We start from the raw sequence: 25,197 nt of genomic DNA on the forward strand, positions 1-25,197 counted from the left end.
CAAACCGCTCCTTTATTTGAGGTGCGATTGTAGCACGGCGCCATGACCAAATAATTCAGATCATTCAATACGTATTGACAGATGTAACGATGTGATTAGATCCATCCCACTGCATTTGGATCAATGCCGTTTTCCCGTTGGGGATTGTTGTTACCACTGGAATAGCCCCAAACAAAACATAGTTCCAATTGAAAATAGACCGCGGGCCGGTTTCAGTATTGTAAATACGCATCGAGACCCGATCACCTGCCGCCAACATATCGCCATGCAGAGACATGCTGTTGATGTTTCCAGAAAGCGGAATTCGTACAGCCATCGACTGCCATGAAAAGTTTTTGTCAAAATCATATGCAGTTAACACTTCACCACGCGGAAGGGTTGAACCAGAACTGACGACCTTCCAGCCCTGAAAAGCGGCTACCGACTCATCGTAAGAAACCCTTGCTGAGGCTCCCTTTCCAGCCAACAGAACACCACCTATCGCGACGGTCGTATAAGGATCGTCAATGAATATGTCGAGCTCTTTCTGGGGGTTGCTTGTAACAATGCTGTTGACTGTTACGTTAAACGTGTTCCTGAATACAACGCGCTTTCTTGCAATATCAACGTTTACGGCAGAATCGTTACTCGAGTAAACGATTTCAGACGCAAGAATCCCTGTCATCGGTCCATAGGTGCTAACTGCTGGAGAAACAACCGGATCTACGCAGAAATCACCCAGCACTATCGCGCTGGCACCAACGAAGTATCCTGCATTGATTCTTGGGCGTGCAGCATTATCCAGGCGAATGTGAAACCCCGGTGTAGGAGCAGAATAATTCCCGCCAGTAATGGTCACGTTGTCGTTGTACAGCGGAGTGAAGCCAGCGGTACCGTCTTTATAGAAGCCGACATGAACGGAGCAGTTGCCTATCCCGGTGAAACTAACGTCAATCTCGGTATCTTGGGTTCCTGCCACGCCGTTTGCGTTGTTCTCGCTGAACGCATCTCGACTGTACACAGTAACGCCTTGATGGTTTCCGTCGCCGCCACACTGTTGGATCTTTGTCTTTGTGGCTCGGCTGTAAACGCCGGCGCCGTTGATGTTGTCAGAAACGACCACGAAAGCCTGAACGGTGGTGTCATAGGCCAGGCAGCGACGGAACGTTACGCTGTTCATTTTCGTGACAAAGCCATTTGGCCCGCCGTATGCGATGCAGTCCTCTACAAGAATGTTTCCACCGTAACGGCCTGCCGGGTCGCTACCGTTCTGCTCCCACAGATGGTTGTGGTTGTTCGCCCGGGTGTTTACGGACTTCACGTAAATATCGCGCGTGGTTTCGCTAACGCCGAACAGGGCATTATTGCCAGTAGCGAAAGCATCGATGTTCATGTTGCCAAGAACGCAGCTATTGGAACCGGTGAAACCAATCGTTCCGACTACGGTTGTGCCGCCCGAGGACCATTGCTTAGTCGTGCGGTTCATGAGTGTTGAGCCGGCACCGACAAGTGTGCAGCCGGTCGGCACGATGATTTCAAGCGCCTTGATGATGCCAGCCGGCAGACGAACCCTTTTGTATTGATTCAGGTATCCGACAATTTTTGCGGATTGATCAGTAGTACCCGTGAGGTCGAGGTCTGTGGGCTGGAAGAAGCCGGCATTCAGGAACGGCTGAACATACTGGCGCACCGAGGCATCGCCAACGGACACCAGTTTTGGCGCGTCCGTGGCCCAGGTACCGGTTAGGGTCAGCGGTAGTGAACTTGGGTTTTTGACCTTGTACAGATCACCAGTATTTGCAGGGTATTGGACCAGCTGGTTTGCTCGCTCCACCACACCTCCGGCGGCGTACTGAACGTAGATCGCCTCCCAACCAATGTTTTGCAATTGGTTCGAGAATTCGAACTGCATCCCAGTCCATGTTTTTAACGCTTTCCCAAGCCTGCCCGGCCACGTCAAGGCGCTACCGTTAACGAGCTGGTCGAGGATTTGGGCGTTGTCGCGAAGGTCGCGCGGATCAGTCGAACCGCTCGGTTCAACAGGGTTTCCGGTGCTATAGGCCATGGTTTTCCCCGAGGCAAAAAAAAGCCCGCTCAACGGCGGGCCTTGGAAGGTTTGGTGCTTACGCCGATGCGGGCGGATAGTTGTCATCGTCCGCATAGAACACGGGCGAGTACTCAGTTGCCGTGACAGCACAGGAGCCGTCTTGGTTTGGGGTTATCTCGGTAATCATTGCCGGGTAGCCGACCTGTTCACTCGGACCGAACAGGAACCTTGCGGTCTCAATGCTCAGATCGGTGACGATATCGAAGTCGATTGCGCTGAGCGGCACCAGCACTTGGTGAAAGCCAGCATCCATAGGCTCAAACAGGCTTGTGACCGTACCGTCGTGCCGCCGTATAACAGCGCGCGGCGCTACCATCGACCAGTCCATCTCTTCGCTTAGCGTGAGCAGGTATTGACCGCTCAGCTGCTCCACTGCGGTGATCAGCGCACTACTGGTGGTGTTCGGGATGTCATCGGCCAGGGTGATGTGGTCGATATCGTCAAACACCAAAGCATCCATCTCCGTGTCGACGCTGTACCCCCAGCGCGAGAACTGGTACTTGCGCAGCTGTCTCATGCCGATACGCCAGGCGCGCGTTCTGTCTGACACTCCGTCGAGTTGAATCTTGTCCACCTTCAACCCAAGGCTTCCAGGGAGCCGGCATTTCACCGTCTCCTTGCGGTTGGTGTACTGGTCGACATATTCAACGTCCACCCCGTCGAAGTCGTCAGGGCTTGGTGCCGTGAAGCTGGACGTCAGCTCGCTGGTCATTTCGTGCGGTGTGATTACTCCGCGTGGCGGTTGTAGGCCTTCGCGTTTGACGCTTAGCAGTCCGTTCCCGCTGGAAAGGTGCGACATTCCAGCGGTGAAGATGCCCTGTAAGACCTCCCTTACCGCCGCGGGCTTCTCATGCGACATATCGTAGAGCTCGCTGCGCGGCGTCCAATAGTCCTGATCGACCGAATTGAGAGCTTCCATATCGATCAGCGACTCATCGATCCCGAGACCCTGGCAGACATGCAATGCAGCCCCTTTGATTGAGCGCGCCGGCGCGTTGTCGTAGATGCGAGTCGGCACACAGTTGATCTGCCGTTCAGACTGAGCGCTGAGGCGGTCGCCACCACGGATGTCCATGGTGATGACGGTGATCCCCTCGTAAGAGCCTGGATCAGGCAGCAGGGTGCGCAGGCCATACCACTGAATAGCGTCACGCACCTGACCACCCTCGACCGGCTGAACTCGCCGCATTTGAAACTCAGGGCGCAGCGGGTAAGGGAAAACGATTTCGTGGGTGAATCCGATCTGGTCAGGGGTCGCATCGGTGTAAGTGTGGGTGATGGTTGTCCAGGCACCACCTACGGCCGAATCCCTCCACCGCACCTCGATGGATTTGGTGAGCATTTTTATGTTGCCGGACTTGCTGTAGTAGCAAAGCCCTTGGCTGAAGAAAACATCATATTCAGCCATGGTGGCCAGCTCGTACTCTGGGCAGCCCATGAATGAGCCGATCCAATTCCCAGCCCCACCGCTGCCCGACATTGAGAAATCAAGCAGGGTTCTGGCTGTGAATCCAGCCCAGGTGTTGTCGACTACGCCGGCGTCAGTAAGTCGCTTGACGGTTGCGGTGAGTCCTGAAACAGAGACGATTTGAAACCTGGATCCTCGGTAGGCAATGGAGAGCCTTTGCTGGCCAGCAGCGACACCAGTGAAAGGCGTGCCGTTGTCAAAGCTCAGCGTGATGCTCGCAAGCTGTTCCGGCGTCCCGCCGGTAGAGGCAGTGCCGACGGTGTAGGTCGGCCCCGAGCCGAAGATAGGTACCGGCGCACTGGTTTGAGAGATCGTGCCGCCTTTGTAAGGGCTGAGCGGCTCAATCAGGCGAATCCTCCCGGAGCTGTCTTGTGCAACAAGACCGGTGCCGGACAACTGGGAGGTGATCGTCGATACAAGACCGCTCATGTTCACATAGTTGGTGTTCAGGGATATTGTCTTGGTTACCCCCTGGAAGGTCACAGACCACACCACCGCGCCCGAAGTGAAGTCATAGGCGGTCGGTGAGGCGCTACCGGTAACCATCGATGGCGAGCCGCCAATACCCGGAACCGGTGCGACGTAAGGCAGCACGCTGGCCACCGTCAGGTCGATTTCAGAGTCACTTCCCAGCGTCACCTTCATGCCTGCGAACGGTGCAAGGTCTGACAGTGCACCGGCGATTCGGCTGTACGACCCTGCGGTTGTTACCGTGAAGGTGTCTGGGGTTACAAGCCGAACTACGGTTCCGGCGTCCCATGACTCAGGGAAGCGAGGACTGTTACCCAGCAGGGATATGGTATTGCCGCTGATCAGCATTGAATCCGCAAGTGCAGCAGACTCGGCTGGCGCGGTACTGGAAAGGTCGAGCCCGGCGGTGCCCGCATTTGTTCCGCCAACCTCTGTAACCGGGTACCAATTTCTGGCGCGCGCATCACCCACAAGCGATGCGCCGGGCTCGTAGATGGAGTAATTCAAGTCAGAACCAAACGCCGCGAATGGCGTGTCCCCGACCTTCCAAGTGCTTGGAGGGATGGCATGCCGCCCCCGGCCAACGGACATGGCGAGAGTGGTGACCATCTCCCTTTTGTTCACGAACCGCGACACAGGCGGCACCAGCAGGTCAGGATAGACCTTTGCCATGCCCAGCACTTCACGGATGGGAGAGTTCAGCTTTGCGTGGTTTCCTGTGGCGGTAGCCGCATCAAGGTCATCGCCCTGCTGCTGTTTCGAGGTCTTCGCCTTTGGCATGGTCAGCACCATGACGATCGATATAGCCGCCAGCGCGACCGCGGCCCAGGCTGCAACTACCGCGGCACTGGCCCGGGCTTCGGGGAAAATCTTCACGTCAGTGGCGTGGTCAATCGTGAGCTCTGACCACTTATAAACAGGCACCGCAGCCCCTTCGATCTCAATGCAAATCGGGTGCACTGCATTGAGGTCGAAGCCCTTGGCGTTCGCCGATAACCAATTCGCTAAGGAAATTGGCTCATTAACCTGGTGCGACTCCAGCGGCAAGCAATCACCCGCTTTGACGCCAATTCGGGATGAGTAAATTTCTATCACTTGTAATACTCCACCCGCACGAAGCGGCGCTTAAGCCTGTGCAAAGGCAGGCAGATTGTCCGTTGCTTTTCGGTGATTTCCATTGCCTCAAGTGATGCACCACAACGAACCACAACGCCGACGTGACGCATCTCGCTGCCTTGGTAGAGCGCGATCAATGCGCCCTCCTCCGGCTCGCACGGCGTGAGCGTCGGGAACCACTTCCCCGCCACCTCTACCATTGAGCCGTCGCCTGCGCGGATGTCTGCCCACTCCGGCCAATCCGGCAGGTTGAGGTCACGACGGACCTCCAACACCAGGCCGTAGCAGTCAACCAGCGGCCACACTCTCCCGCCCTCGAGGTACCGGCCCTGAAGGTATTTGTCGTGATCGATCATTATTGGTACCGCATGCCAGGGAAAAGGGTGCCGATGTAGTTGTAGCGAAGCCAGAGGGTTTCCAGCAGGTTGAAGTAGCCGGCCACGATCTGCGCTTCTGTTGCCGTCACAGATCCGTTTTTCACCTTGTAGCGCAGGATCTTCGATGGATGTACCAGGTCGGTGCTGATGTACTCCCTGTACACCATGTTGATTTCCCGGCGATCCTTCAGTGCGGCGCGCAGGAACCCGGAGACGCTGCCGTCGATATTGCACAGCGCGAACTTAAGGTCTTGCTTACCATCGCTACCGCGCTTTGGAAGCGCAATCGATATACCGCAGGCTTTAAACATCGCAAGCCCGCCAGTCTCGAGCCCGACTTCCAGATCCTCAAATCCATCAGTGAGAAAATGGTGAGCAGAACCGTCAGTGATCTCAAGGGTTCCATGAAGGATTTCTGTGCCGCCGCTAGAGTAAAGCCGGTTAAGTACAAAGCTCGTCATGACGGCCAATCTCTATTAATTGCCAGATCAATAATGTTCATGGCAGCGATGTAATCGGGTGCATACAGAGCCCAGCCACCAGTAAGGATTGGGCGCTCCCACAAGACGAGAACTGCGCGAAACTTCCAAAAGCTGATCCCTTCAAGCGTTGGCCCCTCGTAAATATCCTTAAAGTGGGCCTTGTAGTGTTTGAGCCCTTGAGGTGTTTTAAGAGGACACTCGAACCACTGGCTTCCAGATATCAAAACCTCTTCGAACCAAGACTCGAAGAGCTGAGCCTCCATGTCACTGAAAATCCAGTTGACCGTTGTTTCTGTGGGAGTGGATGAATACTTGCGCCGATACCTGGTACGGCCGGTTTGCATCTCGGTGCCCATCATGGGGCTGACGGGCTTAAATCCGTATCCATCTCTCAGGCCGCACGGCAACTCCGCTGGAAACTGAATCATCGCGCCGCCCTCCCCATTCCCAGCATCTGCTGAATTTCTTTCGCCGACTTTCCGTTATCACGAATGTCGGAAACGAACTGATCAATCACCCATCGCCCGTCCATCTGCCTTGACCGGCTCTGCCCGGCCCTGCTCGCGTCCTCAATCACATTTACAACCGGTGCGCCAGCAGAGCTATTTCCGGATTTGATACTCTCGAGTGTGGAGTCAAGCTTTGCGCTTGTCTCAGCCGTGGTTACCCGCTCGCCCTTTTCAAGCAGCCAGGTGCCGGTCTCTGGAATAGAGTCGATACCGTCATGCGCCATACCAGCCAGTGCAGCACTGGCCACGCCGGCCACCATGGGAGCCGTAGTGGATGCAGCGAGAGTTGCTGCAGCAGGCGCCAGCGCTGGGCCCACAATCGGAATAGCAGCAGTCGAAGCATAAGCTGCCAGGGTCGCCTGGAAAGCCGTCGCCTGGGCATTTGCTATAAGTGCTGGTGCTGCCGAGGCTTGCGTGGTTTTCCCAACAATCAGCTGAATAGCCTGATACACCAGCCACTGAGCGGCCATATCGGAAAGAGCCTTGATGGTTGACTTTGCAAAGCCTGTGACAAGGTTGGTTAACGCCTCACCGGCGGTTTCTGAACCGGTAGCCACATCGGTGAAGAACTGGCTAAGGCCGCTGGTTGCATCCCCTAAGAGGGAGGCCGTTGTTTCTGCTGCCTGCGCCGTATAGTTCGTCGCTGTGTCTACGTAGTTTTGCCACGCATCGCTGACACCTGTCATCCAGTTGGATTGGGCTTCATCCTGCTGGTTGTAGAAGTCTTGCTGGATGACCATGCGCTCGGCAAGGGCCTCCTCGAGAAGAGCAGTCTCGTTGTCGTATCGGATTTTGGCGTCTGGATCGCCAAGCACCTCGGCCTCCTTATACTGCTTGAACATCTCGGCGCGCTGTTTGGCATAGTCCTGCTGGATGGCCAGATCTTCCTTGAGACGTCCTCTGAGCTTTTCGCCAGTACCGGCCCCCGCCAACTCCATCTCAAAGCCTTGGCGAACAACTGTGTTGCTGTCTTTAAGGTTGGCCTGCAGCGTGGCAAGCTTCAGATCTTCCTCGTTCTGCTTTTTGAGCTTTATCTTCGAATCCAACTCAGCAGCCAAATCCTGAAGAACCTTCTGCCGCTCTTCGCTCACACCCTTGAGCTTCCCGGTCTCCAGTTCGAAGGCGAGCTTTGCAACTTCGCTGGCCTTGCGATTCTTGCCGGTGGTTTCATCAATCAGGTCGATCTGGCGGCGGTAGTTCTGTTCGGCGTCCGTACCGCGCTTCGCCAGCGCCGCAGAGGCAGCTTTTGCGGAGCTCGTAGTGCGCTCGTCAGCCTTTTTTGACTCCTCCGCCGCTTTCTTTATCGCATCAACGCTTTTCTGCTTGGCTACGAGCAAATCGCCTTCGCCAGCTTTTAATCCCTCTACGAACCCGCCGCTGATTCGGGCGGCAAGTTTCTCCGCCTCGGTTCTTTTCCCAACTGTTGCGATCTGCTCATCCAGAGCCTTGGCCATATCCTTGTAGACTTTAGAAACTGGCACATCTACTGGGTTAGCCAGGATCCCGTTCAACTGCTGAATTTGGTCGCCCAGCCCAGCAACTTTTTGCCTTGCCGTATCAAGTTCGCCTTGGGCCGTAACCAGCGAAGCATTCCATTCCTGCTGACGCTTATCGTCAGGGTAATCCCGTAAAAGCCTTTGGTATTGACTGACCGCCGTCTCGGCATCGATCGCAGCGAGCTGAGCATCGAGCAGATGAGCGTTAATGTCTTGTAGCGCTGAGCGAGCTTGGTTCTTTGTAAGACCGTCAAAAGACTTGCTGAGCCAATCAACTTTTTCCGCCAAATTGCCAGCACTTTCCTTTGCATCGTCACTGCGCGTCATAAAGTACGCGAGCGCCGCACCTGCTGTAATCGCAATACCAACAGGTCCACCAAGCAAAGCCATAGCGGCGGACGCCGCTCTTGCTGCAACCCCCATTGCAGCTATCCCAGCAGTGGCTGCAATTGATGTCCCGGACAAGCGCGCAGCCGCAAGAGAGGCGCCTATTGCTTGCGCTTGCAGCAAAACGAAGCTGGCTGACGTAGAAACTGCGGAAGCCGCCAAGCGCGCTGTCATCACAGTGGCGAGTACAGTAACGGCAGTTCCTAGCCCCTCAATCGCTGCTTTCGCGGTGGGAGAGCTGAGCGCCTTATTTAAACCTTCGACCGCGGCCTTAGCCGAATCAAGACTGCCCTCACCAGTAAGTAGGCCGGAAATAGTGTTCTGCAAGGCATCAAGCGACCCGCCAAACGTATCACGCGCTGCGCCGGCGGCACCGCCGTAGGTCTCCTCCAACGATTTAAGAATGATCTGCTGAGCGCCGGCTACATCGCCTGTCGACTCTAGTGCAGTTGCAAGCCTCTTCTGTTCGTCAGTGAATCGGAAGCCCTGCTTGCTGAGCGCGGTCAATCCCTGGGAAGGAATATCCAGAGCCCGTCCAATCGTTTCAGCTGCATCTTTAACGGTTGTTCCGGTCCGCGCAGCCATATCAGCGGCTGACTGTAGTGCGCGGTTAAATTGATTTCCGACGATACCGGTGAACGCCAATAGCGTGGTTTGCGCCTGGTTAATATCACCACCAGAAAAGGTCGTTGCCTTTTCCAGCGCGTCAGCCATCGAGTTCAATTGATCTCGATTAAAACCCGCAGATTCACCAGTTGATTTCAGCACGGCGCCTAGCTGGGCCTGCTCCTGCTCCGCGTTTTTCGTCTCCGTCACGAACCTACCGAAAATGCTGGCTACCGAAAAAGCACCAACAACACCTGCTGCAGCGCCAGCGAGAGCGTTCCAGGCAAGGGAAGCCTCGCGCGCTGCTTCAGTCATCTCCTTAGATGTTTTCTTTGCAGCTCTACCAGCCTGATCCATTGGCCCAGTGAATCCACCAATCTTGGCAATCAGGTCAAGAGTCAGAGTGCCAAGTGATCCAGCCATAGCTTCCTCCAGGAACAGCCCGCTCAAGGCGGGCACTGTCGTTAACGCATTTCATTTCAGTACCGATCAGGCCCAAGCCGCCACAGCCTCCTCCAGACTCTCGACACGCGGATCCATATGCGGCGCGAAGTCCTGCTGGTAAAGCCGAGGGGCATCCTTGCCGGTCTTCGAATTGACGTAGAACGCCTGGAACTGCGCCAGGGCCATCTCGACACGCATGCCCTGGTGCAGCGATCCACGCTTGGTGCGAAACTTCATCCAGACCACAAACTCGGAGTAGGTCATGCGCTCCTGCGCTTCGGCGATGGTGCAGCCGCCGATTCCATTCATGACCAGTTCGCACCAGAGCTCGTCGCTTGGATCTATGGCTTCGTCTTTCCCACGTTCTGCACCTCGCCAATGGCGATCAACAGAAGGTTGGTCAGATCAGGGTCGAGTGCGCCCTTCTCAGGGTCGGCCTCGCCGGTGATATCGGCGACTGTAAACACTGCCTTGCCTTCGGCATCACAGATGCTGGAGGCAATCCGGCAGGCCAGCGGATCGGCGCCGCGGTGAGCAGCGATATCACCGATAGCTGTCTGGTAAGACAGCGGGCGGACAAAGCAGGTGAACGTGGACTTACCCCAGACGATTTCCTTCTCGACAGGGCGAGCAGTGAAAGCCTTGGACTTCTTCAGGTTTGCGACGTTGAGTTCCATTATGCCGATGCCTTACGAATCCAGGCGGAACCACCCGAGCGCTGGATCGACACTGTCGATGCAACCACGGCGTTCTGCGCGAAGGTGAATGGGAAGTCGGCCACGTAGCCCTGGAAAGCGAACCAGGTACGAGTGGGCGGCAGATCGAAGTCATCGCCGGCGGCCAGTGAAACCGTTGCCGCCGCGCCAGAGCCGGCGCCACCGGTAAAGGCAACAGTCGGGGGCGATGTGTAACCAGTGCCCTTGTTGGTGATTGTCACACCAGTGACCACACCGCCGGCCACCGTAGCCGTGCCAGCTGCGCCAGAACCACCGCCACCGGTAAAGGCAACAGTCGGGGCAGTTGTGTAACCGGTGCCGCCAGCAGTGACCGTAGCCACGCCCAGGCTTCCGCCTGCTGCAATGGTCGGCACGATGTCTTTGCCGTCAGACCAGCCCACCACCCACTTGATAGTGGTATCGCCGTTGGCTTCTGAGAGCTTATGCAGGCGAATGTGGCTCGCGTTGTTCGGGTCAGCGTTCAGGCCAAGCGAGGCCTGGCCGGGAGTGCGCAAGCCTTTCTTGTAGCTGCGCTCATCGGCGCTGAGGCAGGTGTCTTCAATCTGCTCCGCCGGCGAGCCGCCCGGGTCGAAGCTGGTGGCGCACTCAACTTCCATGACGGTCATAGGCCCGGTGCCGGAAAGCGGCGGGACCAGTGCGTAGATCTGGGTTCCTTGGGAAAGGATCGACATGGCGTTCTCCAAATGTCGGGCATAAAAAAACCCGCACTCGGCGGGGTTGGTTTGGGTTGCAGCGTTATCGAGGGACGAGCCAGCTCACATCGAAGCTGTACCGGTAATTCTTTGTGGACGGGTCGCGGCTTTCACCACCCCAGCGGATGATGTAGGCCTTCAGCTCGATAGCGTCCCTGATGGCCCTGGCAACGGCCCTGGCGTCCTTCCCCGTCGTGGCGTACACATCTACCTGCAACGTGTAGCCGTCGGTGTCTGGGCGCCCAGCCAGGTAGTTCTCGGGGTCACCACCGATGGTCTGCCATACCGCGTAAGGCTTTTGCCCATCCTGTGGTGCGTCGCCGAATGGATAAAGGCGCTGCGGGGTTGAGCCCAGGACTGCGATGACCCCAGCGTCCAGGGCGCACACGGCGTTGATTGGTGCGAACATCAGCTGCTCCTGGCCTTCTCGGCCCGACGTATTGCCCTGTCGAGGCCTTTCTCGAACTGAGTGGCGAACTCATTGGTGACTTCGCCGATATGATCTTCCAGGGCTGGGCGGGCCACAGGGTCAGCAGCGATATGCTCGGTACCGAACTCAAGCAGACGCCAATGCGGTGTCGGCGCGCTTTTCTCAGTGCTGCCATTCTTGACCAGCACCGCGCCGTGCAGAACACCAACGCGAAAACCCAGGTCACCAGTACGGCGAAACAACCGGCCGTTCCAGCGCAGCACGATGTTGTCGGCAATGGAGCGCCCCGTGTCCGCGTCATCCCAGCGCCGGGCGCCCTCTTTAAAGTTTTTGGCCACCATCTCAGCAGCGCGCCGAAGCGCGGTGCGCCCAGTCTTGCGCTTGACCTCATCGTTCACCGTGGCCAGTTTTGAAAGCAGGCCGTCAATGCCGACAAGGCTGAACTGGATGTCATCAGCCATCATTCACCCCCTCGGAATAGGGTAGCGTCAGGTAGTCCAAGCCGGACTTGGGGTCAGGCAGGACGCCTTGAATGTTGTAGATCCGGCCGCGGTAAACCCCACGCATCTGCGCCTTGATGTCGGTACGGCGGCGAATCACGATGCGCCCCACGACCTCAGACTGAACCGCCTGGGCAGCGATGAATTCCCTACCACTCAAAGGCTCGATAGAGGCATAGACCTTTGCAACGTCGACCCACTCGCCCGCTATAGGCTCTTGGGTTTCAGGATCAACGCCCGGAACCAGCTTCTGAAATTGAATACGGTGCCGCAGGTCGCCGGCCCTCATGGCACATCCTCCGGCTCAGGATCGACAACACCGCGCCAATTTCTGGAAGCCCAAAGGAGCGAATCCACCGCCAGGGGCAGTTCGGCAGTAATGGTGCCGATCACGACCGCTTCACGAGTCGCGTACGAGTGCCCTAGCAGCAGCAAAAGCGCTGCTTTGAAGGACGCAGGGAAGTCAGCCACCAACTTGAGTGCCGGGTTATCGCAATACCACAGCGCCCAAGCCAGAGCGGATTCAGCGTAGAGCTCGATCAGGTCGTCATCGTCTTCATGGTCGACGCGCAGATGCTTTCGCATCAAGGCTATCGGCAGCAGATCGGTGACGGGGATGCTCATTTTTTAGAACCTGCTTTCTTGGGCGAGTTGGTTGCTGGTGCTTCCTGCTCCTGCTCCTGCTCCTGCTCCTGCTCCTGCTCCTGCTCCTGCTCCTGCTCCTGCTCCTGGATTGGATCGGCCTCAACCTCTTCTGCCAAGTCCAATCCGATCAAAGCCTCGGCATATTCGTCCTTGACTTCACGAACCTCGAACTGGCTGAAGTTGCCGGCGTGGTAGTGCGAAAACTGGCGCAACGCGCGAATCCTGATCATGACGCAATCGGGGCAGTTACCTGCCCCGGCCTCGGTTATGGTGCGGTTGCGAAAGGACCGGTGATGATCGCGGTTGGCCGGTAGTGGGCCAGGGCCAGGCGCTCTTCACAGAGGATGGTCAGCATGTTCTTGACGAAGTTGTCGCGATCTTCGCGGCTGACTTCGACGGTTGCGTCCATGCGGTCCCAGACCTGGGATGCCAGATCAAAGCCGCCGACGGTGAACGTGCCCAGGGCTTGAGCTTTAGTGGCAACCACCGGCAGTCCCCACATGACCTTGGCAGCGAACGCAGCTGGTCCGCCGAAGATGTAGCGACCATCAGCGTCTTTCAGCAGCGCGATTGCGTGCCAGTCGCGCGGGTTGAGGATGATGCCGGAGGCTTCAAACTCAGACTCACTGGTCTGGAAGATCGCGTGGGCAATCTTGTCAGCACGGGTGTCACCGGTCACGTTCAGCGCTGCGTCGTAGGCCGTGGCAACCTTGTTCAGCCCGGTCAGGTTGTCGCCGGTACCGTCACCGTTCAGCAACTGCCCCTCCTCAACCAGGGCCAGGCCGAACAGCAGTCGGTTGTTCACGTACGACTCGAGCATCGGAGCATCGTCCATGACCTGGCGCGAGGCCTGAATCCAGTGAGCGATGGTTTTGACGTTCGCCGTTTCCTTGGTGAACGTCAGGTTGGACTCTGGCTTCAGCGTGCCCTCGGCGACCGGTGCAGCGCTGTTGGTAAAGATGTTCTCGCGAACATATTCCAGCGAGTTCGAGCTGATACGGCCCTGGGCGAGCAGGTCCCGAATGGTGAAGCGGCGCAGGCCTGGCATCAAAATGCCGGCATTACGCTGTGGCTCGATCAATGCGCCGGCGGAACCTGCCGTACTGCCGAGCTGCTTGTTGAAGCTCTTGACGTCGACCTTGCCCGAGGACTTGCCATCCCACGACTTTTGAAGATCGATTGCCGTTTGTTCTGCGAAGGACTTCTTCGTTTCCGGATTGTCCAGGTTACCGGCGGCAAGCTTTTGCTCCAGGTCGAACAGGCGAGTGCCGGATTTGGTCAGCTCTTCCTGGACGGTTTGGAGATCGGACTGCAGCTTTTTACTGACCGCACCGGTCTCGGTGATTTCTTTTTTCTGCGCATCGAACAGTTCAGTCATGTTCTTTTGCGATTCTTCAATAGCCTTTTGGATCTGGGCCAATTCGGACATGGTTTATTTTCCTACAGATGGGAAGGACTTGAGGCGATCCAGGATCGCGGTGATTTCGCCACCTTCGGAATCGCTCCGAACTGCGGACTTAATCCGGGCCACGAGGCCCAGAGCTTGCGACTTCGACAGTCCGACCGAATCCCTCAGCCAGTGCTCAACGTCGCGAATAGTTGTGATCGACTCCATGGATTTCATGGACTCGATTGTTGCAAGTTCATTGGCTGGAAACGTGCAGATGCTGATCTCGCGAAGGGCCGCCACGCTCTTGAACGCGCGGCCGGTCGCGATCATGTCGAAATCGTCTTTCATGACGGTGAAGCCGACAGACATGCCCTCGACAGTCTTGTGTTCCATCGCGGCGCGAAGATCGTTAGAAACAGACAGACCTGGCGTCAGCTCGCCGCGGACAATCAGCCCTTTGCTGTCCTCTTCAAGCGACTGCCATTTGCCAACAGGCAAGCCGTAGGTCTGGTGGTTGAAGAACATGCCAACCTGTCGACTCTGCGTGCTCAGGGCTTTCTTAAAAGCCCCTGGCAGGATGATGTCGCCATCTGAATCAATCACGTCAAAAACGCTGGCATACCCCTCGAAGACCCCAACTTTTCCACCGGAGTCGAATTTGATTTCCGCCTCAGCGAAGGCCAGGGTCTTTTGGATGTTTGACATTTGGCAGCTCCAGAAAAACTAAACCCCGCTAGGTGCGGGGTTTGTTTGGCCAAGTTGGGTAAGTGGTATGTTTTGCGATTGGCGCGTTGCGACATCGCCACCAGGCAGCGCAGGTCGGTTATCCAGGCGGCGCCCCTCATTCACGGTGAGCAAGCCTGTATCAACTTGAGTCTTAAGATAGTTGGCGCGCGCAGTGGAGTCGCCTCGCAGCAGCCCTTCCAGGTTATGTTCGGCGTGCAGCCTTCCCAGATCGGACGGTTTTAGAAGCCAGCGCTCAATCGCGTACTCCCACCGATTGATGTAAGGCGAAAGGGTGTACTGCAGGAATCCAAGGTTCTGCTGCTCGATACCAGAGCCCCAGCTTGTGGACTTCTCCACATCACCAACAAGATGGGGTGGAACGCCAAAGAAGCGCGCCACTTCACTCACCTGGAACTTGCGCGCCGCCATTGTCTCGGCATCCTGAGGGCTCACGCCGATGGCCTGGGTAGTGAAGCCGCCCTCGAGAATCCACAGCCGCTTCTTGACCGGCCCGCCGGATATCTCCTTGAAGTTCTCTTCGACTTGCGCACGCTGTTCCTTATTCAGCACCTTGCCGTCGCCGGTCATAAGCAACTGAGGAGACTTGGCGCCGTTGGCGTAGAAGTCCCGCTGCTGATCCTCCATCGCCACGGCAACACTTGCCGTCTTCGATGCGAATGCAATTGGCGAAAGACCGACCAGACCATTGAAGCCGAAACCCTTGAGGTGGAAGATCTCCGCTTGTTTGAAATCGGCGAACTCGGTGTCACGCCTATACCGGTAAACAACCTTTTTGTTATCCAGCCTGACATCCATTTGGGCGGATAGAAGCGGCATCAAGCTGATGACGTCGCCTGCGCTATTGCGCTCGACGAGCGCATAGGCATTGCCATAGAAGCAAAGCTGCATGGTCATTGCTTCACGGAACTCTACGGCCGTCATGTACTGATTCGGGCTGTAGCAGAGAAGCCTGGCCAGCGGGTTGTCGAGGCCAACCTTATTTCGGCTATCGCCCTTAGTTTCGAACACCGCAAGAGGCAGGCCGGCCGTGACGGTTGATATGAGGCGAACACAGGCAAACACGGTAGCGATTTGCAGGGATCTTTCGTCGGTCAGCGTAGAGTCGCCAACTTGCCCGGTCGCCGATACCGGCCCCGTCTGCGACCCCTTGTTAGGAGTGACTAGGCGCCCACCGGTGAAGAAGCTCGCCATACGCGCCCAGAAGGGACTGCGCGTGCGCAGGTCGATGCTGTAGTCGGTATCTGCCATTACATGCTCATCGGTCTGGAGAGGAAGTCGTCGACAGAGCCTTGCACCTCAGCGTTCGCTAGGATGCGGCCTATCGTCATGATCAGCGCAACGGCGCCGTCGATCTTGTTGTCATCACCCTGCTTGATCGGGCGTACGACGTCATCGTTGCCTGGCAAGTTCTTGCCGATAACGTTGCCTATACACCAGGTCATGATCGGGTTGCCGTCATGATGGAAACGGCCGGCCTCTATCGCGGCCTCCAGTTCTTTCATCGGATCGGACATGTTGGTGTAGTTCTGCGTGATCGTGACCGGATTGAAACCTTGGTCATCCAGATCGTGGCTTAGCCCCGTAGCACCGTGGGGGTCAATCGGGCATTCACGCACCGGCGCGTGATGATTTGCCTCTTTGGTGTCTTCAAGGATCTCGCGGTAGTCGACCTCGGCACCGTCGGTCACCTCCAAATGCTTGGTGTGAATCCAAGCCTGGAATCGCTCGGCCATCCGCTTGTTATCGGTGTTGAACGCTGTGTCGTAAGGAACCCAGAATTTCGGCGCGATGCTGTAGTAGTGATTCTTCCCATCGATGACGCGCCAGAACAACCGGGCTCTCGAGTTCATATCGAGCTTTCGCGCCAAGTCGAAACCGGCAATCCACTCCTGCCCCTCGAACTGTTCCAGGGTCAGCGACGTGTCTTCGCATGCCTTCCAGCTTTCCATGTTGTAGAAGCCGGACTTGGCACTTACCCAGAGGTTGAGGTGCTTCGTTTTGAAGGTGTTGGCAAAGCGGGCAGAGCGAATGGCTCGCGCCTGCTGACTCTCCAGGTACTCCTGAAACACCGAGACGCCGTGGTTCGGGTTGGCCTTGGCCAGCATCTTCGGATCGGTCCAGTCGTCGCCCTCGTCGAGCGTCCAGATCCAGCCGAACAACTCTTCGTCCGGCACGGTACCGGCCAGCATCTCAACGACCTGACGGCGCTTGTCGTAGCACGGGCCTTCAATGTCGGCACCGGCCGTGGTGATGATGAACATCAGCGGCTGACGCCGGGCGCCCATGCCTGTGAGCATGGTGTCGTACTGGGCCGAGGTTGGGTGTTCGTGGTATTCGTCGACGATGGCGCAGCTCGGCGATGCACCGTCGCCCGGGTTACCGATCAATGGCTCGAACCGGCTGAAGTCGGACGGAATGTTCATGTTCGAGGCGTTCACCTCGATGCCGGCGGCCTGAATCAGCATCGGCGACTTGCTGACCATCAGCTTGGCGGGCCGGAAAACCTCCCACGCTTGCTTCTCTGTGGTCGCACCGGCGTACACCTCGGCACCGAATTCGCCATCGGCAACGAACATGCTGATGCCAACACCACCGGCAACCACTGATTTTCCGTTCTTCCTGGGCACTTCCCAGTAGCTTTCACGGAACCGGCGGTGGCCGCCCTTCTTCTTGACCCAGCCGAATGTAACGGCCAGGCCGAAAAGCTGCCAAGGCTCCAGCGTGATCAGCTGACGCTTGAATGCCCACTCGCCCTTGGTATGCGGGAGCAACTGCATCAGCTTGAGCTTTTTCTCTGCCTTCGCCGGATCGAACTTGAAACGGAAACCGCGCTTGCGGCTGGCCGCCAGATCATCGAAGTGGCGCTGCACTGCCTGGTGGATATAACGGCACGCCGGCACCTTACCGCGGAGCAATGACCGAGCCCACGCCGTTGCCTTGTCGACATTGGGGTGGGTAGATTTGGTCATCAGGTTCTCAGTAGGTTGGCAAATTCGTTGGTTTCTTTCTCCTTGTTGCCGCCAATCAGTCGGGTGCGGCTGGCCGGGTCCAGGCCCAGCATCGAACCAAAGGTCACCATCTGGCGCATCGTTTCATTCGCGGCGGTAAGCGCGGGATTCTTCATCGGCCCCCCCGTGGCACCGGTGACGACGATGCCATGCTGCGTGATCGATTCCTGCGCAAGCCGCCAGTTGTCGTAGGCGCTACAGAAGGCCTCGACGTTGTGCAGGTCCGTGATCGCAACCACGTTCTCGCGCAGTAGTTCTGGAACAATCATGTTCCACATAGTGGCTGCCCGAGGGCTGAACCAATCCGGTGGGTCGATCTGGGTGATCTTGGAAAACTGCGGCTCGGCTGTATTCAGCGCGCGCTTGCCGGGGTTTCCGGCGAGTGCTTTTTTGGCCGTTGGCTTGGGTTTGCGACCACGGCCGGCGACCGTGGCGGTGCCTCCCATCGCGCAACTCCTGAATTTTTAATTTCGCGGGTGTGAAAAAACGATTGAGGGCGCGGTCTAGAAGCGAAAAGGCCCAGACTTTCGACCCTCCCCCTCCCTTTCTGCGCGAATCGTTCTCATTTGATCGTTTTTCACTGGTTTTTCTGGTTTTTTTTGCTTTCAGCGCCGGGAATTGCCGAAACCACCATCCTCGGAGGCCGTCTTGCTGGAGTGACACGGACCACAGAGGCTCTGCCAGTTGTTCCGGTCCCAGAACAGAACCATGTCGCCCTTGTGTGGGATGACGTGATCAACATCGGTCGCGGCAACCACCTTGCCTGCCTGCTCGCAACACCTGCACAGCGGATGCTTTGCCAGCCAGCCTGCCCTTGCCTGCTGCCACTTGTAGTTGTAGTGACGCTTGGTGCTGCTCTCTCGAGGCTTGGCCCAGGTCGAACTCTTAAGTAGGTGGGCATGTTCATCGCAGTACCGAGGGTTGCGCGTCAGCTTGTTGCAGCCCTGGGCATTGCATGGCTTCTGCGGTCTCAGCGGCACGGGGTGCCGTCCATGTACGTTAGCGGGCGGGCATCAGGGTCTTGCTCGCCCTGATCCTCTTCCAGGGCCTGGATCAGCATCGCTTGATGCGTCTCCATCCGCTCCAGCAGTGCGGTTTGCTTCTTCATCTCGGCCAGCATCTCGGCCTGTAAGCAGTTCGGTTGCTCGCTCATAGGCCAGCCTCTTCATCTTATTGAGCCATTCGCGCCGGGAGGCGCATCCACTGCAAGCCATCACTGACCCACTCGGCTGAGTGCTTCGTCCGCTTTGTCCGCAGCCTGAGCAGCTGTAGTTGCTGCCCTCGACGCCTTGTCAGCGGCAGTGCCGGTCTTTCGGGTCAGCTCTTCAAGACGCTTGTCTCGCTCTTCCATGGCAGTGTCGTAGGCCTTGCGGATGTCGGTGACCTGGTTGCTCTGCTTCTCGGCAAGAGACCAGTACGCGGCCTGGTAGCCAAAGATGGCGCCGCCACCAACGAGAGCTAGCGCGATGACCCAGACCTCGAAGCGCCTCCACCAATGGCGGGCGATGAAGTTGATTGCGCATCTTTCCATCAGTTGTTACCTCCAAGCTGAGTGCGCAACCGGGAGATCTCCTGGCTCTGCGATGTCACCTTGTCAGTGAGTTGAGCGACCTGACTGGTCAGCGCATCAATGCGCCCTTCCATCCGACCTACAGCTGCGGCCAGTTCATTGCGTTCTTTGGCGAACTGATCGGCTCGGGCCTCGGCCTCTTTGCGAGCGACACGCTCCGAATCAAGCAGCTCGTTCAGGCGCCGCACGGTGCCAATGTCGGCATTGTCCATGACGCGCTCTGTGGCATCCCTGGAGAGAAACTTCCTCAGCCAGAGAAAGACGCCGAGCAGGATGGTGCCGCTGCCGCCCAGCCAAGCAAAGGCGCCAGGGCCGAGGTCGTTTGGATCCATCCGATACTCCAGAAACGAAAAAGCCCAACACAATGGCTGGGCTCTGAATTTTGGTCATAAAAAAACCCGACTCAATGGCCGGGCTTTTTTTCAATCCCCGTTACGCGCAGGGATCAGATGATGGATGGCAATTTCGCTCATTTGCTCACTACTGTCAATCTCGATCTGTGTCCTTGCCATCTTTTTTGTCTGTGTCAGACTTTTCGGATCTAACCGGAGGTTTTTTGCCATACAGCCAGTAAGCGGCAATGCCGTAAAGCCCGAGGACCGTAGCTGTCGTCGACGTCATAAACGCAACGATCACTGTGTTGGACAGACTGAACTTCAGGTAGCTCTCATCTGATGAGGGGGCAGGGAAAGGCAAAAACCACTGCCCAAAACCTTGAAGCAGCACGACCAGCCAGATTACTCCGACCCAGCCAATAGTCAGTCCAAACAGCAACCACGCATGCTTGGTTCGAATGGAGTGAAGATCTTTCCTCTCGCTCAACTGCTGCGATAGGTCGTCAATCTCAGTCTCAAGGCGCTTGAATTTATAGTCATCAAGGCTTCTCCCTGGGTCTGGATCTTCTGCTTGAGGAGGCGTGCTTCTTTTGGAAGGTCGAACATCTTCTGGCACAACTTCAATTTCTAACGGCGGCAGGCCTTCCAAGCCTGCCGCTATTATCGTTTCTGCTGTAGGAGTCTGATCTTCTTCAGGCAACCTGGGAGGTTCCTGTGTGCTTGACTCGGTCCGAGTAGTAGCCCCGGATAAGATCGTTCGGTATCTCGCAATACCTCATCCGCCGCTTGTTCCAGATTTCGTCCCACGGAGATCCGTCAAGATGGGATATTTCCGAAAGGGACCACCCGTCTTTTTCACCGTACGCCTTCCACACCGCTCGAATGGCTTGAAACTCTTTACCAGCAGGATCAAGCGTATCGCGAGTCTCAGGGGCAAGCTCTCTAGCCACGTTTCCGCGACCGAATCTTTGGAGCTTTTCGTATAGCGGCGGGATAACCGGCCCAAAGTCCCAAGCTTTCACGGGATCGTGAATGAGAGCTTCACCGAAAGCGGCTAAATGAATCCCATGGGAGAAAAACACCAGCTTCTGAAGCTGCATGTTCGTCAGGGATCGTCCTTCCTTGGCTGCCAGATCAAGGAAAGCTTGTGCAACAGCGATAGCTGAGGTCATTCGTCTCTCCTTTGCATTCGGTTAGATGGTTTTTTAGGGGCGCCGCATTCTAAAGCAAAAAACAGCCATGACAAGCCCCTTTTAAAGAAGGTACACCCCCCTGACTCAGCGCGGCAAGAGGGGGGCAACTAGTATTTACAATTTGGGCCTAGGCATAATTTTCAAGAAGCTGTTCGCGCTCCAGCATTTCCGTGACATGAATTACGGCACCCTCCTCCATCGCATCCAGTCGTTTGTGGATGCCAAGCCTCCACCGCCCACGGGTCGAGTCAGGGCGGGCCTCTACGTCCCAGGTGTTGATGTCGTAGAACTCGTCAGGAAGGATCGCTACGTCGGTGGAGCGTTTGCCCTGCTTGCCTTTCATCTTCGGGATAAACCAGACCGTGGTTGCCTTGTAGATGAATAGGGCGGGCGCCGGCGAAGCGATGCGCGGGATAGTCCGGGAGATCGCCCCCACGCGGTTTCCTTTGCTGGTCGAGTACCGCCCAACCAGGATGTCCCAGTGGGCGGTGCTCAGCTCGCGGTGCAGTAGCGCATGCAGGCAGCAGTCGTAATCAAACTGGTCGCGGGCGGAGAGCAATGCCCTGAACCCGCCAGTCCGAGGACCGGAGTCGATCAGCTTTTGCCAGCTCTGCTTGGTCGAGTTATCGATGTTGTCAGCAGCCAGAACCCGAACAATTGCCGACATAACGGATCGATACACCCCTGGGCTGAAGTCCGCCAGCATCTTGCGCGGCAATGCCGCCGTTACGTTACTCATTTGCGGCACTCCCGAGGCCTTTACAAACCTCCACAGTCACAATTTGTGGATGCGGGGCGCAGGCCCCGCAATACATGGCCTGTAGCGGAAAACGTGAATATTGGAATCTAACGCCTGTCTGCGCGGCATCCGGGCCTTGGGCGATTCCGTCTAACAGATCAGAACTTCTCATCAGTCCTCCTCCCCTTGTACTTGCTGGCGAGTGGGCGCCCCATCTCGACCTCTTCCTCTGATGGATACGGGTTGCCGATAAGCTCAACAAACCGGTGATAGGCGCCCTGGTGCTGAACACGACAGGAACCCGTCGGCCCGTGGCGGTTTTTGTCGACGATAAGTTCTGTGACGCCGGCCTTACCGGCATCGGATTCACCGTCGCGATGCACCAGGATCACCACGTCGGCGTCGGCCTCGATCTGCCCGGAGTCGCGCAGGTCGCTTTTGGTCGGGCGCTTGTTGGGGCGATTGCTCGGGCCTCGGTTGAGCTGGGCCAGCACCACGACGGGCACCGCCAGCTCTTTGGCCAGACGCTTCAGGCCCTTGCTGATCTCGGTGACCGTTTCGTATCGGCTGGACGACTTGCTTTCGCCGTTGACCAGGCCGATGTAATCCAGGGCGACGAACGCCAGCCCATGCTCGCGCTTCACTGTCCGGCAGATCTGGCGAATGTCCCGCAGGGTAAGCGACGAGTCATCACACATGATCAGCGGGGCGTCCATAAGCTTGTTCACCGCCGAGGTTAGGCCCGGCCAATCAGCGTCGGTCATCGAATGGCCTTCGCTGATGTGCTTCAGCTGGACACTGCCGACCGAGGCTAGAGACCTGTTCGTCAGCTCCACGTCGGTCATTTCCAGTGAGAACACCAGCGCCGGTTCCTTTTTGACTAGCGCGACACGCTCAGCAATACCAAGCCCCAGAGTTGTCTTGCCGCTACCAGGTGTTCCGGCCACCACGACCACATGGCCAGGGCAAATGCCGGGGATGAATTCGTCCAGAGACGGCAGGCCGGTATCGAACCCAAGACTTTCCGTTCGGTTGAATCGGCGATCTACGCCATCGATTGCCTCGGGAAGAACGTCCTTGATGAAGCGATACCGGCGGCGCGAGTCGAGCCCTTCCGCTTCAAGCGAAACCCAAGCCTGCTGGCCCTGGCTCATCACCTCGTCAAGTGGCTCGCCATCAATCAACCGCTGACTCATGATTCTCGCTGCGGCGATAACCCGGCGGGCAACCGAGCGCTGCTTGATGATCCTGCCGTACTCATCAAAGTTCGCCGCACTGGGGGTGTTCTGCACAAGAAGCCCTGCGACCGCCAGTGAGCTCTGCCCATCAGCCAGGTGTGGTCGCGCCTCGCAAATCGTCACAACGTCGACTGCGCGACCCTTGGAGCGAAGTCCCGAGACGACCTCGAACAACTCCGCGCAGGCAGGGTGATGGAAATCCCCAACTGACAGCTTTCCGCCAGCATCGTCGATCAGATCGGGGTGCTGAATCATGCTGCCAATGAGGGCGTATTCCGCCTCATGGCTGTAGAGCGCCGAGTCGGGAACCTGCTGGTAGGACGATGAAGAGTCGTCAATTTCAGGGTAATCCATCATGCCAAGCCTCCCGACCGCGCCGACTTCCAGGTGAACGGCGCCAGCAGGCCCTCGTTTTCGCGGAGGCGATCAGCGGCGCGTGGGCCGATGAAGTTGTGCAGATCATCCGGCTTCTGATTGCTCACCAGGATCGTCGGCTTGATCAGTTGATACCGGCGATCGATCACCTCATGCAGCAGACTGGGCGTGAAGTCCTTGCCAGCGCGGACGCTATGCACGCCGACCTCATCGATCACCAGCAGGTCGACAGAGGCCAGTTCGTTGATCAGGTCCGTCTTGGTCGGCCCCGAGTTGTTGCGGAAGCTGTCGGTCACAGCCTGGGTGATCGACTCGGCGGTGACGATCAGACCGGAAAAGCCATGGTTGCGGACAATGCATTGCAAGATTGCGCAGGCCAGGTGCGTCTTACCGGTCCCGATCTCGCCCATCAGCATCAGGGCGCGCCCAGCCTCCAAGTGGCCCTCGAAGCCTTCGGCATACTTGCGGCAGATGCTCAGCGCACGCTGCTTGGCCTTGTCGTCGCCAGTGACGTAGCTGCTCAGGCTGCACTTGCGAAAGCGTGGCGTGATGCCCGTGGCGATGAGGTCCTGATTCAAGCGCTCTTCAGCGACCTCCTTTACCGCTCGCAGATGCTCATCGCGGTCCTTCGGTGTGTTGTACAGCGCTTGCCAGCGGCAGGCCGGGCAGGTGCTGAGCGTCCACGATCCGTCGAACTGCTCGACCAGCGACTGTTTGAACGCTAAGTGCCCAGGGATGCCGCACAACTTTTCACGGGTTTCAGCCAGTTCCGGCGTCATGATGAATTTAGAAACGGTCATTGGGATACATCTCCTGGGTATGGGTTGGCACGCTGAGGACGGCGCTCTGGTGATTGCCGGCCTTGGCGCCCGCTCCAGGAAGTACCGAGTCTGGGTAGATATCCGACCAGCTGCTGGTGGTGGACTTATCCAGCACCGCGTCGGGTTCTGGGTGGTTGGCCAGCTTCTTGGCGATCAACTCACAGGCTCGCAGGGTCAGTGGTGCGCGCTTGGCCTTCCGCATTTCACAGAAGTCAGCCCAGGCTTGTTCCGATGCGTTTGCCGGTTTGGCAGTCAGTGGATCGAACTTCCCAGTCTTTCCCTTATCCCCACCCGAAGGGTTTTCAGTACTTACTGCTTTTCTCAGTCCTTGCTTACCTTCAATACTTACTAGTGTCGGATTTGCCGTATGCGGTCGAGCCGGAAGCGGTTCAGCCGGATACGGTAAATCCGGAAGCGGTGATTCAGACACCAGATAGGTGACCTCACCAAGCACGCCAGCCTCGGTACGCGGCTGCTCTCGGCGCACGTAGCCAGCGTTGATAAGCTCATCCAGAAGGCCATAAATACCGTCCCGACCAGTTGGTTTTGCAGAGCTTGCAGTTTCGCCGCGCAGGTGCGCCGGGGAGACCTTCCAGTGGTCGGGCTTACCCAGCAGGAACACCAACATCCCGCGAGCGCCCCAGCTCAGGCGCTGGTCCTCGCTGATCGTCTTGTTGAGCAGGTAGAAATTTCCCTCGGGGCGAGGGGCGCGAATGATGCTCATGCGGAAACCCTCGGCAATTCACGGAAGTCAATTGTTTTGGTGCCCTTCCAGCTATTGCAGGTGGCGCATAGAGTTTGGAGATTTTCCAGCGCAGTCTCGCCGCCCTCACTTTCCGGGAGTACGTGATCCGCCCTCAGGTTTTTCTGGCTCTTGCAGCGCAGGCATTCATACCCGTCGCGCTCGAAAACCGTAAGCCGCAACCTCGAACCTATGACCTTCTTGCGGTAGGTCCGCGCAATCGGTGCGTCGACGGGCATCGTCAGGATGTACTTACCAAGGGAGTGCCTGAGCACGAATCCCAGGCGCACGAGACGGTCAATGACATGCTGTACTTCACACTCAGGAAGGTTGGTGTAACGAGCAATGCTCGCGTCAGCGACCGTAGCGCGGTTGTCTTGCGCACCGTCACACATGCACAGCAAGACGAACTTATCGACAGGCTCGAGGCTATGCTGCGCCAGCGCCCAAATCATTGTTTCCATACTCATAGGCCCAACTCCCGCGTTACCCGGGCGATGAACGCGTCATAAGTCTCGGCCATGACGACGCCACGGTCCTCCAGGGCGCCGCGTGACGCCTTCGCCATGGCGTAGATCTCCCAACGTTCGCGC

30 protein-coding genes are annotated in these 25,197 nt (G+C 57.3%); all 30 read right to left on the minus strand.

What is annotated here, in order from left to right; all coding sequences use genetic code 11:
* Window positions 1-64 precede the first annotated feature (64 nt).
* The 30 genes from AB4P94_RS04635 to AB4P94_RS04780 all read right to left on the minus strand — a co-directional run bounded on the left by AB4P94_RS04635 (window position 65) and on the right by AB4P94_RS04780 (window position 25,074).
* A complete protein-coding gene (locus AB4P94_RS04635; RefSeq protein WP_395609587.1) occupies window positions 65-2,044 on the minus strand; it encodes a hypothetical protein in 1,980 nt (659 codons plus the stop codon).
* A gap of 58 nt (window positions 2,045-2,102) precedes the next feature.
* A complete protein-coding gene (locus tag AB4P94_RS04640; protein WP_395609588.1) occupies window positions 2,103-5,120 on the minus strand; it encodes a host specificity factor TipJ family phage tail protein in 3,018 nt (1,005 codons plus the stop codon).
* Window positions 5,117-5,497, minus strand: a complete 381-nt coding sequence (locus AB4P94_RS04645) for a nitrite transporter (RefSeq protein ID WP_395609589.1) — start codon at window positions 5,495-5,497, stop codon at window positions 5,117-5,119. Before AB4P94_RS04645 ends, AB4P94_RS04640 begins: the two co-directional genes overlap by 4 nt.
* On the minus strand, window positions 5,497-5,979 hold the full coding sequence (locus tag AB4P94_RS04650) for a DUF1833 family protein (RefSeq protein ID WP_395609590.1): 483 nt from the start codon (window positions 5,977-5,979) through the stop codon (window positions 5,497-5,499). The genes AB4P94_RS04645 and AB4P94_RS04650 overlap by 1 nt, the downstream gene beginning before the upstream one ends.
* Window positions 5,976-6,428 (minus strand): hypothetical protein, encoded by a 453-nt coding sequence (locus AB4P94_RS04655; protein ID WP_395609591.1) that lies wholly within the window; start codon window positions 6,426-6,428, stop codon window positions 5,976-5,978. Before AB4P94_RS04655 ends, AB4P94_RS04650 begins: the two co-directional genes overlap by 4 nt.
* On the minus strand, window positions 6,425-9,421 hold the full coding sequence (locus AB4P94_RS04660) for a phage tail tape measure protein (RefSeq protein ID WP_395609592.1): 2,997 nt from the start codon (window positions 9,419-9,421) through the stop codon (window positions 6,425-6,427). The genes AB4P94_RS04655 and AB4P94_RS04660 overlap by 4 nt, the downstream gene beginning before the upstream one ends.
* Before the next feature lie 66 nt (window positions 9,422-9,487).
* Window positions 9,488-9,751: a hypothetical protein gene (locus AB4P94_RS04665; RefSeq protein WP_395609593.1), complete on the minus strand. Its 264-nt coding sequence runs from the start codon at window positions 9,749-9,751 to the stop codon at window positions 9,488-9,490.
* Between the two features lie 32 nt (window positions 9,752-9,783).
* Window positions 9,784-10,119, minus strand: coding sequence for a phage tail assembly chaperone family protein, TAC (locus AB4P94_RS04670; RefSeq protein ID WP_322143562.1), 336 nt, complete (start codon window positions 10,117-10,119; stop codon window positions 9,784-9,786).
* Window positions 10,119-10,850 (minus strand): phage tail tube protein, encoded by a 732-nt coding sequence (locus AB4P94_RS04675; RefSeq protein WP_395609594.1) that lies wholly within the window; start codon window positions 10,848-10,850, stop codon window positions 10,119-10,121. Before AB4P94_RS04675 ends, AB4P94_RS04670 begins: the two co-directional genes overlap by 1 nt.
* Window positions 10,851-10,914: 64 nt before the next feature.
* A complete protein-coding gene (locus AB4P94_RS04680) occupies window positions 10,915-11,280 on the minus strand; it encodes a DUF3168 domain-containing protein (RefSeq protein WP_134658158.1) in 366 nt (121 codons plus the stop codon).
* Window positions 11,280-11,762: an HK97-gp10 family putative phage morphogenesis protein gene (locus AB4P94_RS04685; protein ID WP_395609595.1), complete on the minus strand. Its 483-nt coding sequence runs from the start codon at window positions 11,760-11,762 to the stop codon at window positions 11,280-11,282. Before AB4P94_RS04685 ends, AB4P94_RS04680 begins: the two co-directional genes overlap by 1 nt.
* On the minus strand, window positions 11,755-12,090 hold the full coding sequence (locus tag AB4P94_RS04690) for a phage head closure protein (RefSeq protein WP_322143559.1): 336 nt from the start codon (window positions 12,088-12,090) through the stop codon (window positions 11,755-11,757). Before AB4P94_RS04690 ends, AB4P94_RS04685 begins: the two co-directional genes overlap by 8 nt.
* A complete protein-coding gene (locus AB4P94_RS04695; protein WP_258717855.1) occupies window positions 12,087-12,425 on the minus strand; it encodes a head-tail connector protein in 339 nt (112 codons plus the stop codon). The genes AB4P94_RS04690 and AB4P94_RS04695 overlap by 4 nt, the downstream gene beginning before the upstream one ends.
* Window positions 12,422-12,676, minus strand: coding sequence for a hypothetical protein (locus AB4P94_RS04700; RefSeq protein ID WP_395609596.1), 255 nt, complete (start codon window positions 12,674-12,676; stop codon window positions 12,422-12,424). Before AB4P94_RS04700 ends, AB4P94_RS04695 begins: the two co-directional genes overlap by 4 nt.
* Window positions 12,677-12,711: 35 nt before the next feature.
* Entirely contained in the window at window positions 12,712-13,875 is a 1,164-nt protein-coding gene (locus AB4P94_RS04705) for a phage major capsid protein (protein WP_395609597.1), read from the minus strand.
* Between the two features lie 3 nt (window positions 13,876-13,878).
* Window positions 13,879-14,541, minus strand: coding sequence for an HK97 family phage prohead protease (locus AB4P94_RS04710; RefSeq protein WP_146476566.1), 663 nt, complete (start codon window positions 14,539-14,541; stop codon window positions 13,879-13,881).
* A gap of 18 nt (window positions 14,542-14,559) precedes the next feature.
* Window positions 14,560-15,831 (minus strand): phage portal protein, encoded by a 1,272-nt coding sequence (locus tag AB4P94_RS04715; protein ID WP_322143556.1) that lies wholly within the window; start codon window positions 15,829-15,831, stop codon window positions 14,560-14,562.
* A complete protein-coding gene (locus AB4P94_RS04720) occupies window positions 15,831-17,552 on the minus strand; it encodes a terminase large subunit (RefSeq protein WP_395609598.1) in 1,722 nt (573 codons plus the stop codon). The genes AB4P94_RS04715 and AB4P94_RS04720 overlap by 1 nt, the downstream gene beginning before the upstream one ends.
* Window positions 17,552-18,037, minus strand: coding sequence for a phage terminase small subunit P27 family (locus AB4P94_RS04725; protein ID WP_028619174.1), 486 nt, complete (start codon window positions 18,035-18,037; stop codon window positions 17,552-17,554). Before AB4P94_RS04725 ends, AB4P94_RS04720 begins: the two co-directional genes overlap by 1 nt.
* Window positions 18,038-18,196: 159 nt before the next feature.
* Window positions 18,197-18,571: an HNH endonuclease signature motif containing protein gene (locus AB4P94_RS04730; RefSeq protein ID WP_395609599.1), complete on the minus strand. Its 375-nt coding sequence runs from the start codon at window positions 18,569-18,571 to the stop codon at window positions 18,197-18,199.
* The gene (locus AB4P94_RS04735) at window positions 18,562-18,744 is read right to left on the minus strand and encodes a hypothetical protein (protein ID WP_395609600.1); all 183 of its coding nucleotides are present in this window, start codon (window positions 18,742-18,744) and stop codon (window positions 18,562-18,564) included. The genes AB4P94_RS04730 and AB4P94_RS04735 overlap by 10 nt, the downstream gene beginning before the upstream one ends.
* Before the next feature lie 60 nt (window positions 18,745-18,804).
* A complete protein-coding gene (locus AB4P94_RS04740; RefSeq protein WP_395609601.1) occupies window positions 18,805-19,122 on the minus strand; it encodes a hypothetical protein in 318 nt (105 codons plus the stop codon).
* Window positions 19,122-19,493 carry a hypothetical protein gene (locus AB4P94_RS04745; protein WP_054917196.1) on the minus strand — a complete coding sequence of 124 codons (372 nt, stop codon included), beginning with the start codon at window positions 19,491-19,493 and terminating at the stop codon, window positions 19,122-19,124. The genes AB4P94_RS04740 and AB4P94_RS04745 overlap by 1 nt, the downstream gene beginning before the upstream one ends.
* A 154-nt stretch (window positions 19,494-19,647) precedes the next feature.
* Window positions 19,648-20,196, minus strand: coding sequence for a hypothetical protein (locus AB4P94_RS04750; protein ID WP_395609602.1), 549 nt, complete (start codon window positions 20,194-20,196; stop codon window positions 19,648-19,650).
* Entirely contained in the window at window positions 20,189-20,668 is a 480-nt protein-coding gene (locus AB4P94_RS04755; protein WP_395609603.1) for a Panacea domain-containing protein, read from the minus strand. Before AB4P94_RS04755 ends, AB4P94_RS04750 begins: the two co-directional genes overlap by 8 nt.
* Before the next feature lie 148 nt (window positions 20,669-20,816).
* Window positions 20,817-21,428: a hypothetical protein gene (locus tag AB4P94_RS04760; RefSeq protein WP_395609604.1), complete on the minus strand. Its 612-nt coding sequence runs from the start codon at window positions 21,426-21,428 to the stop codon at window positions 20,817-20,819.
* A gap of 158 nt (window positions 21,429-21,586) precedes the next feature.
* Window positions 21,587-23,023, minus strand: a complete 1,437-nt coding sequence (locus AB4P94_RS04765; RefSeq protein ID WP_395609605.1) for a replicative DNA helicase — start codon at window positions 23,021-23,023, stop codon at window positions 21,587-21,589.
* The gene (locus AB4P94_RS04770; RefSeq protein WP_395609606.1) at window positions 23,020-23,841 is read right to left on the minus strand and encodes an ATP-binding protein; all 822 of its coding nucleotides are present in this window, start codon (window positions 23,839-23,841) and stop codon (window positions 23,020-23,022) included. The genes AB4P94_RS04765 and AB4P94_RS04770 overlap by 4 nt, the downstream gene beginning before the upstream one ends.
* A complete protein-coding gene (locus tag AB4P94_RS04775; RefSeq protein WP_395609607.1) occupies window positions 23,828-24,586 on the minus strand; it encodes a hypothetical protein in 759 nt (252 codons plus the stop codon). Before AB4P94_RS04775 ends, AB4P94_RS04770 begins: the two co-directional genes overlap by 14 nt.
* Window positions 24,583-25,074, minus strand: a complete 492-nt coding sequence (locus tag AB4P94_RS04780; protein ID WP_395609608.1) for an HNH endonuclease — start codon at window positions 25,072-25,074, stop codon at window positions 24,583-24,585. Before AB4P94_RS04780 ends, AB4P94_RS04775 begins: the two co-directional genes overlap by 4 nt.
* Window positions 25,075-25,197 lie beyond the last annotated feature (123 nt).

Source organism: Pseudomonas sp. B22129, assembly GCF_044218875.1.
Lineage (GTDB): Bacteria > Pseudomonadota > Gammaproteobacteria > Pseudomonadales > Pseudomonadaceae > Aquipseudomonas.

Bases quoted from the DNA above. Each gene is read 5' to 3' on its own strand.
- AB4P94_RS04745 (WP_054917196.1), bottom strand. From the start codon at position 19,493: ATGGATCCAAACGACCTCGGCCCTGGCGCCTTTGCTTGGCTGGGCGGC.
- AB4P94_RS04760 (WP_395609604.1), bottom strand. From the start codon at position 21,428: ATGAGTAACGTAACGGCGGCATTGCCGCGCAAGATGCTGGCGGACTTC.
- AB4P94_RS04680 (WP_134658158.1), bottom strand. From the start codon at position 11,280: ATGTTCGCACCAATCAACGCCGTGTGCGCCCTGGACGCTGGGGTCATC.
- AB4P94_RS04695 (WP_258717855.1), bottom strand. From the start codon at position 12,425: ATGAGCATCCCCGTCACCGATCTGCTGCCGATAGCCTTGATGCGAAAG.
- AB4P94_RS04685 (WP_395609595.1), bottom strand. From the start codon at position 11,762: ATGGCTGATGACATCCAGTTCAGCCTTGTCGGCATTGACGGCCTGCTT.
- AB4P94_RS04705 (WP_395609597.1), bottom strand. From the start codon at position 13,875: ATGTCCGAATTGGCCCAGATCCAAAAGGCTATTGAAGAATCGCAAAAG.
- AB4P94_RS04715 (WP_322143556.1), bottom strand. From the start codon at position 15,831: ATGGCAGATACCGACTACAGCATCGACCTGCGCACGCGCAGTCCCTTC.
- AB4P94_RS04645 (WP_395609589.1), bottom strand. From the start codon at position 5,497: ATGATCGATCACGACAAATACCTTCAGGGCCGGTACCTCGAGGGCGGG.
- AB4P94_RS04665 (WP_395609593.1), bottom strand. From the start codon at position 9,751: ATGAATGGAATCGGCGGCTGCACCATCGCCGAAGCGCAGGAGCGCATG.
- AB4P94_RS04780 (WP_395609608.1), bottom strand. From the start codon at position 25,074: ATGAGTATGGAAACAATGATTTGGGCGCTGGCGCAGCATAGCCTCGAG.
- AB4P94_RS04735 (WP_395609600.1), bottom strand. From the start codon at position 18,744: ATGAGCGAGCAACCGAACTGCTTACAGGCCGAGATGCTGGCCGAGATG.
- AB4P94_RS04720 (WP_395609598.1), bottom strand. From the start codon at position 17,552: ATGACCAAATCTACCCACCCCAATGTCGACAAGGCAACGGCGTGGGCT.
- AB4P94_RS04725 (WP_028619174.1), bottom strand. From the start codon at position 18,037: ATGGGAGGCACCGCCACGGTCGCCGGCCGTGGTCGCAAACCCAAGCCA.
- AB4P94_RS04655 (WP_395609591.1), bottom strand. From the start codon at position 6,428: ATGATTCAGTTTCCAGCGGAGTTGCCGTGCGGCCTGAGAGATGGATAC.
- AB4P94_RS04700 (WP_395609596.1), bottom strand. From the start codon at position 12,676: ATGATCAGGATTCGCGCGTTGCGCCAGTTTTCGCACTACCACGCCGGC.
- AB4P94_RS04755 (WP_395609603.1), bottom strand. From the start codon at position 20,668: ATGACCTCAGCTATCGCTGTTGCACAAGCTTTCCTTGATCTGGCAGCC.
- AB4P94_RS04740 (WP_395609601.1), bottom strand. From the start codon at position 19,122: ATGGAAAGATGCGCAATCAACTTCATCGCCCGCCATTGGTGGAGGCGC.
- AB4P94_RS04660 (WP_395609592.1), bottom strand. From the start codon at position 9,421: ATGGCTGGATCACTTGGCACTCTGACTCTTGACCTGATTGCCAAGATT.
- AB4P94_RS04690 (WP_322143559.1), bottom strand. From the start codon at position 12,090: ATGAGGGCCGGCGACCTGCGGCACCGTATTCAATTTCAGAAGCTGGTT.
- AB4P94_RS04635 (WP_395609587.1), bottom strand. From the start codon at position 2,044: ATGGCCTATAGCACCGGAAACCCTGTTGAACCGAGCGGTTCGACTGAT.
- AB4P94_RS04675 (WP_395609594.1), bottom strand. From the start codon at position 10,850: ATGTCGATCCTTTCCCAAGGAACCCAGATCTACGCACTGGTCCCGCCG.
- AB4P94_RS04670 (WP_322143562.1), bottom strand. From the start codon at position 10,119: ATGGAACTCAACGTCGCAAACCTGAAGAAGTCCAAGGCTTTCACTGCT.
- AB4P94_RS04710 (WP_146476566.1), bottom strand. From the start codon at position 14,541: ATGTCAAACATCCAAAAGACCCTGGCCTTCGCTGAGGCGGAAATCAAA.
- AB4P94_RS04650 (WP_395609590.1), bottom strand. From the start codon at position 5,979: ATGACGAGCTTTGTACTTAACCGGCTTTACTCTAGCGGCGGCACAGAA.
- AB4P94_RS04765 (WP_395609605.1), bottom strand. From the start codon at position 23,023: ATGATGGATTACCCTGAAATTGACGACTCTTCATCGTCCTACCAGCAG.
- AB4P94_RS04775 (WP_395609607.1), bottom strand. From the start codon at position 24,586: ATGAGCATCATTCGCGCCCCTCGCCCCGAGGGAAATTTCTACCTGCTC.
- AB4P94_RS04770 (WP_395609606.1), bottom strand. From the start codon at position 23,841: ATGACCGTTTCTAAATTCATCATGACGCCGGAACTGGCTGAAACCCGT.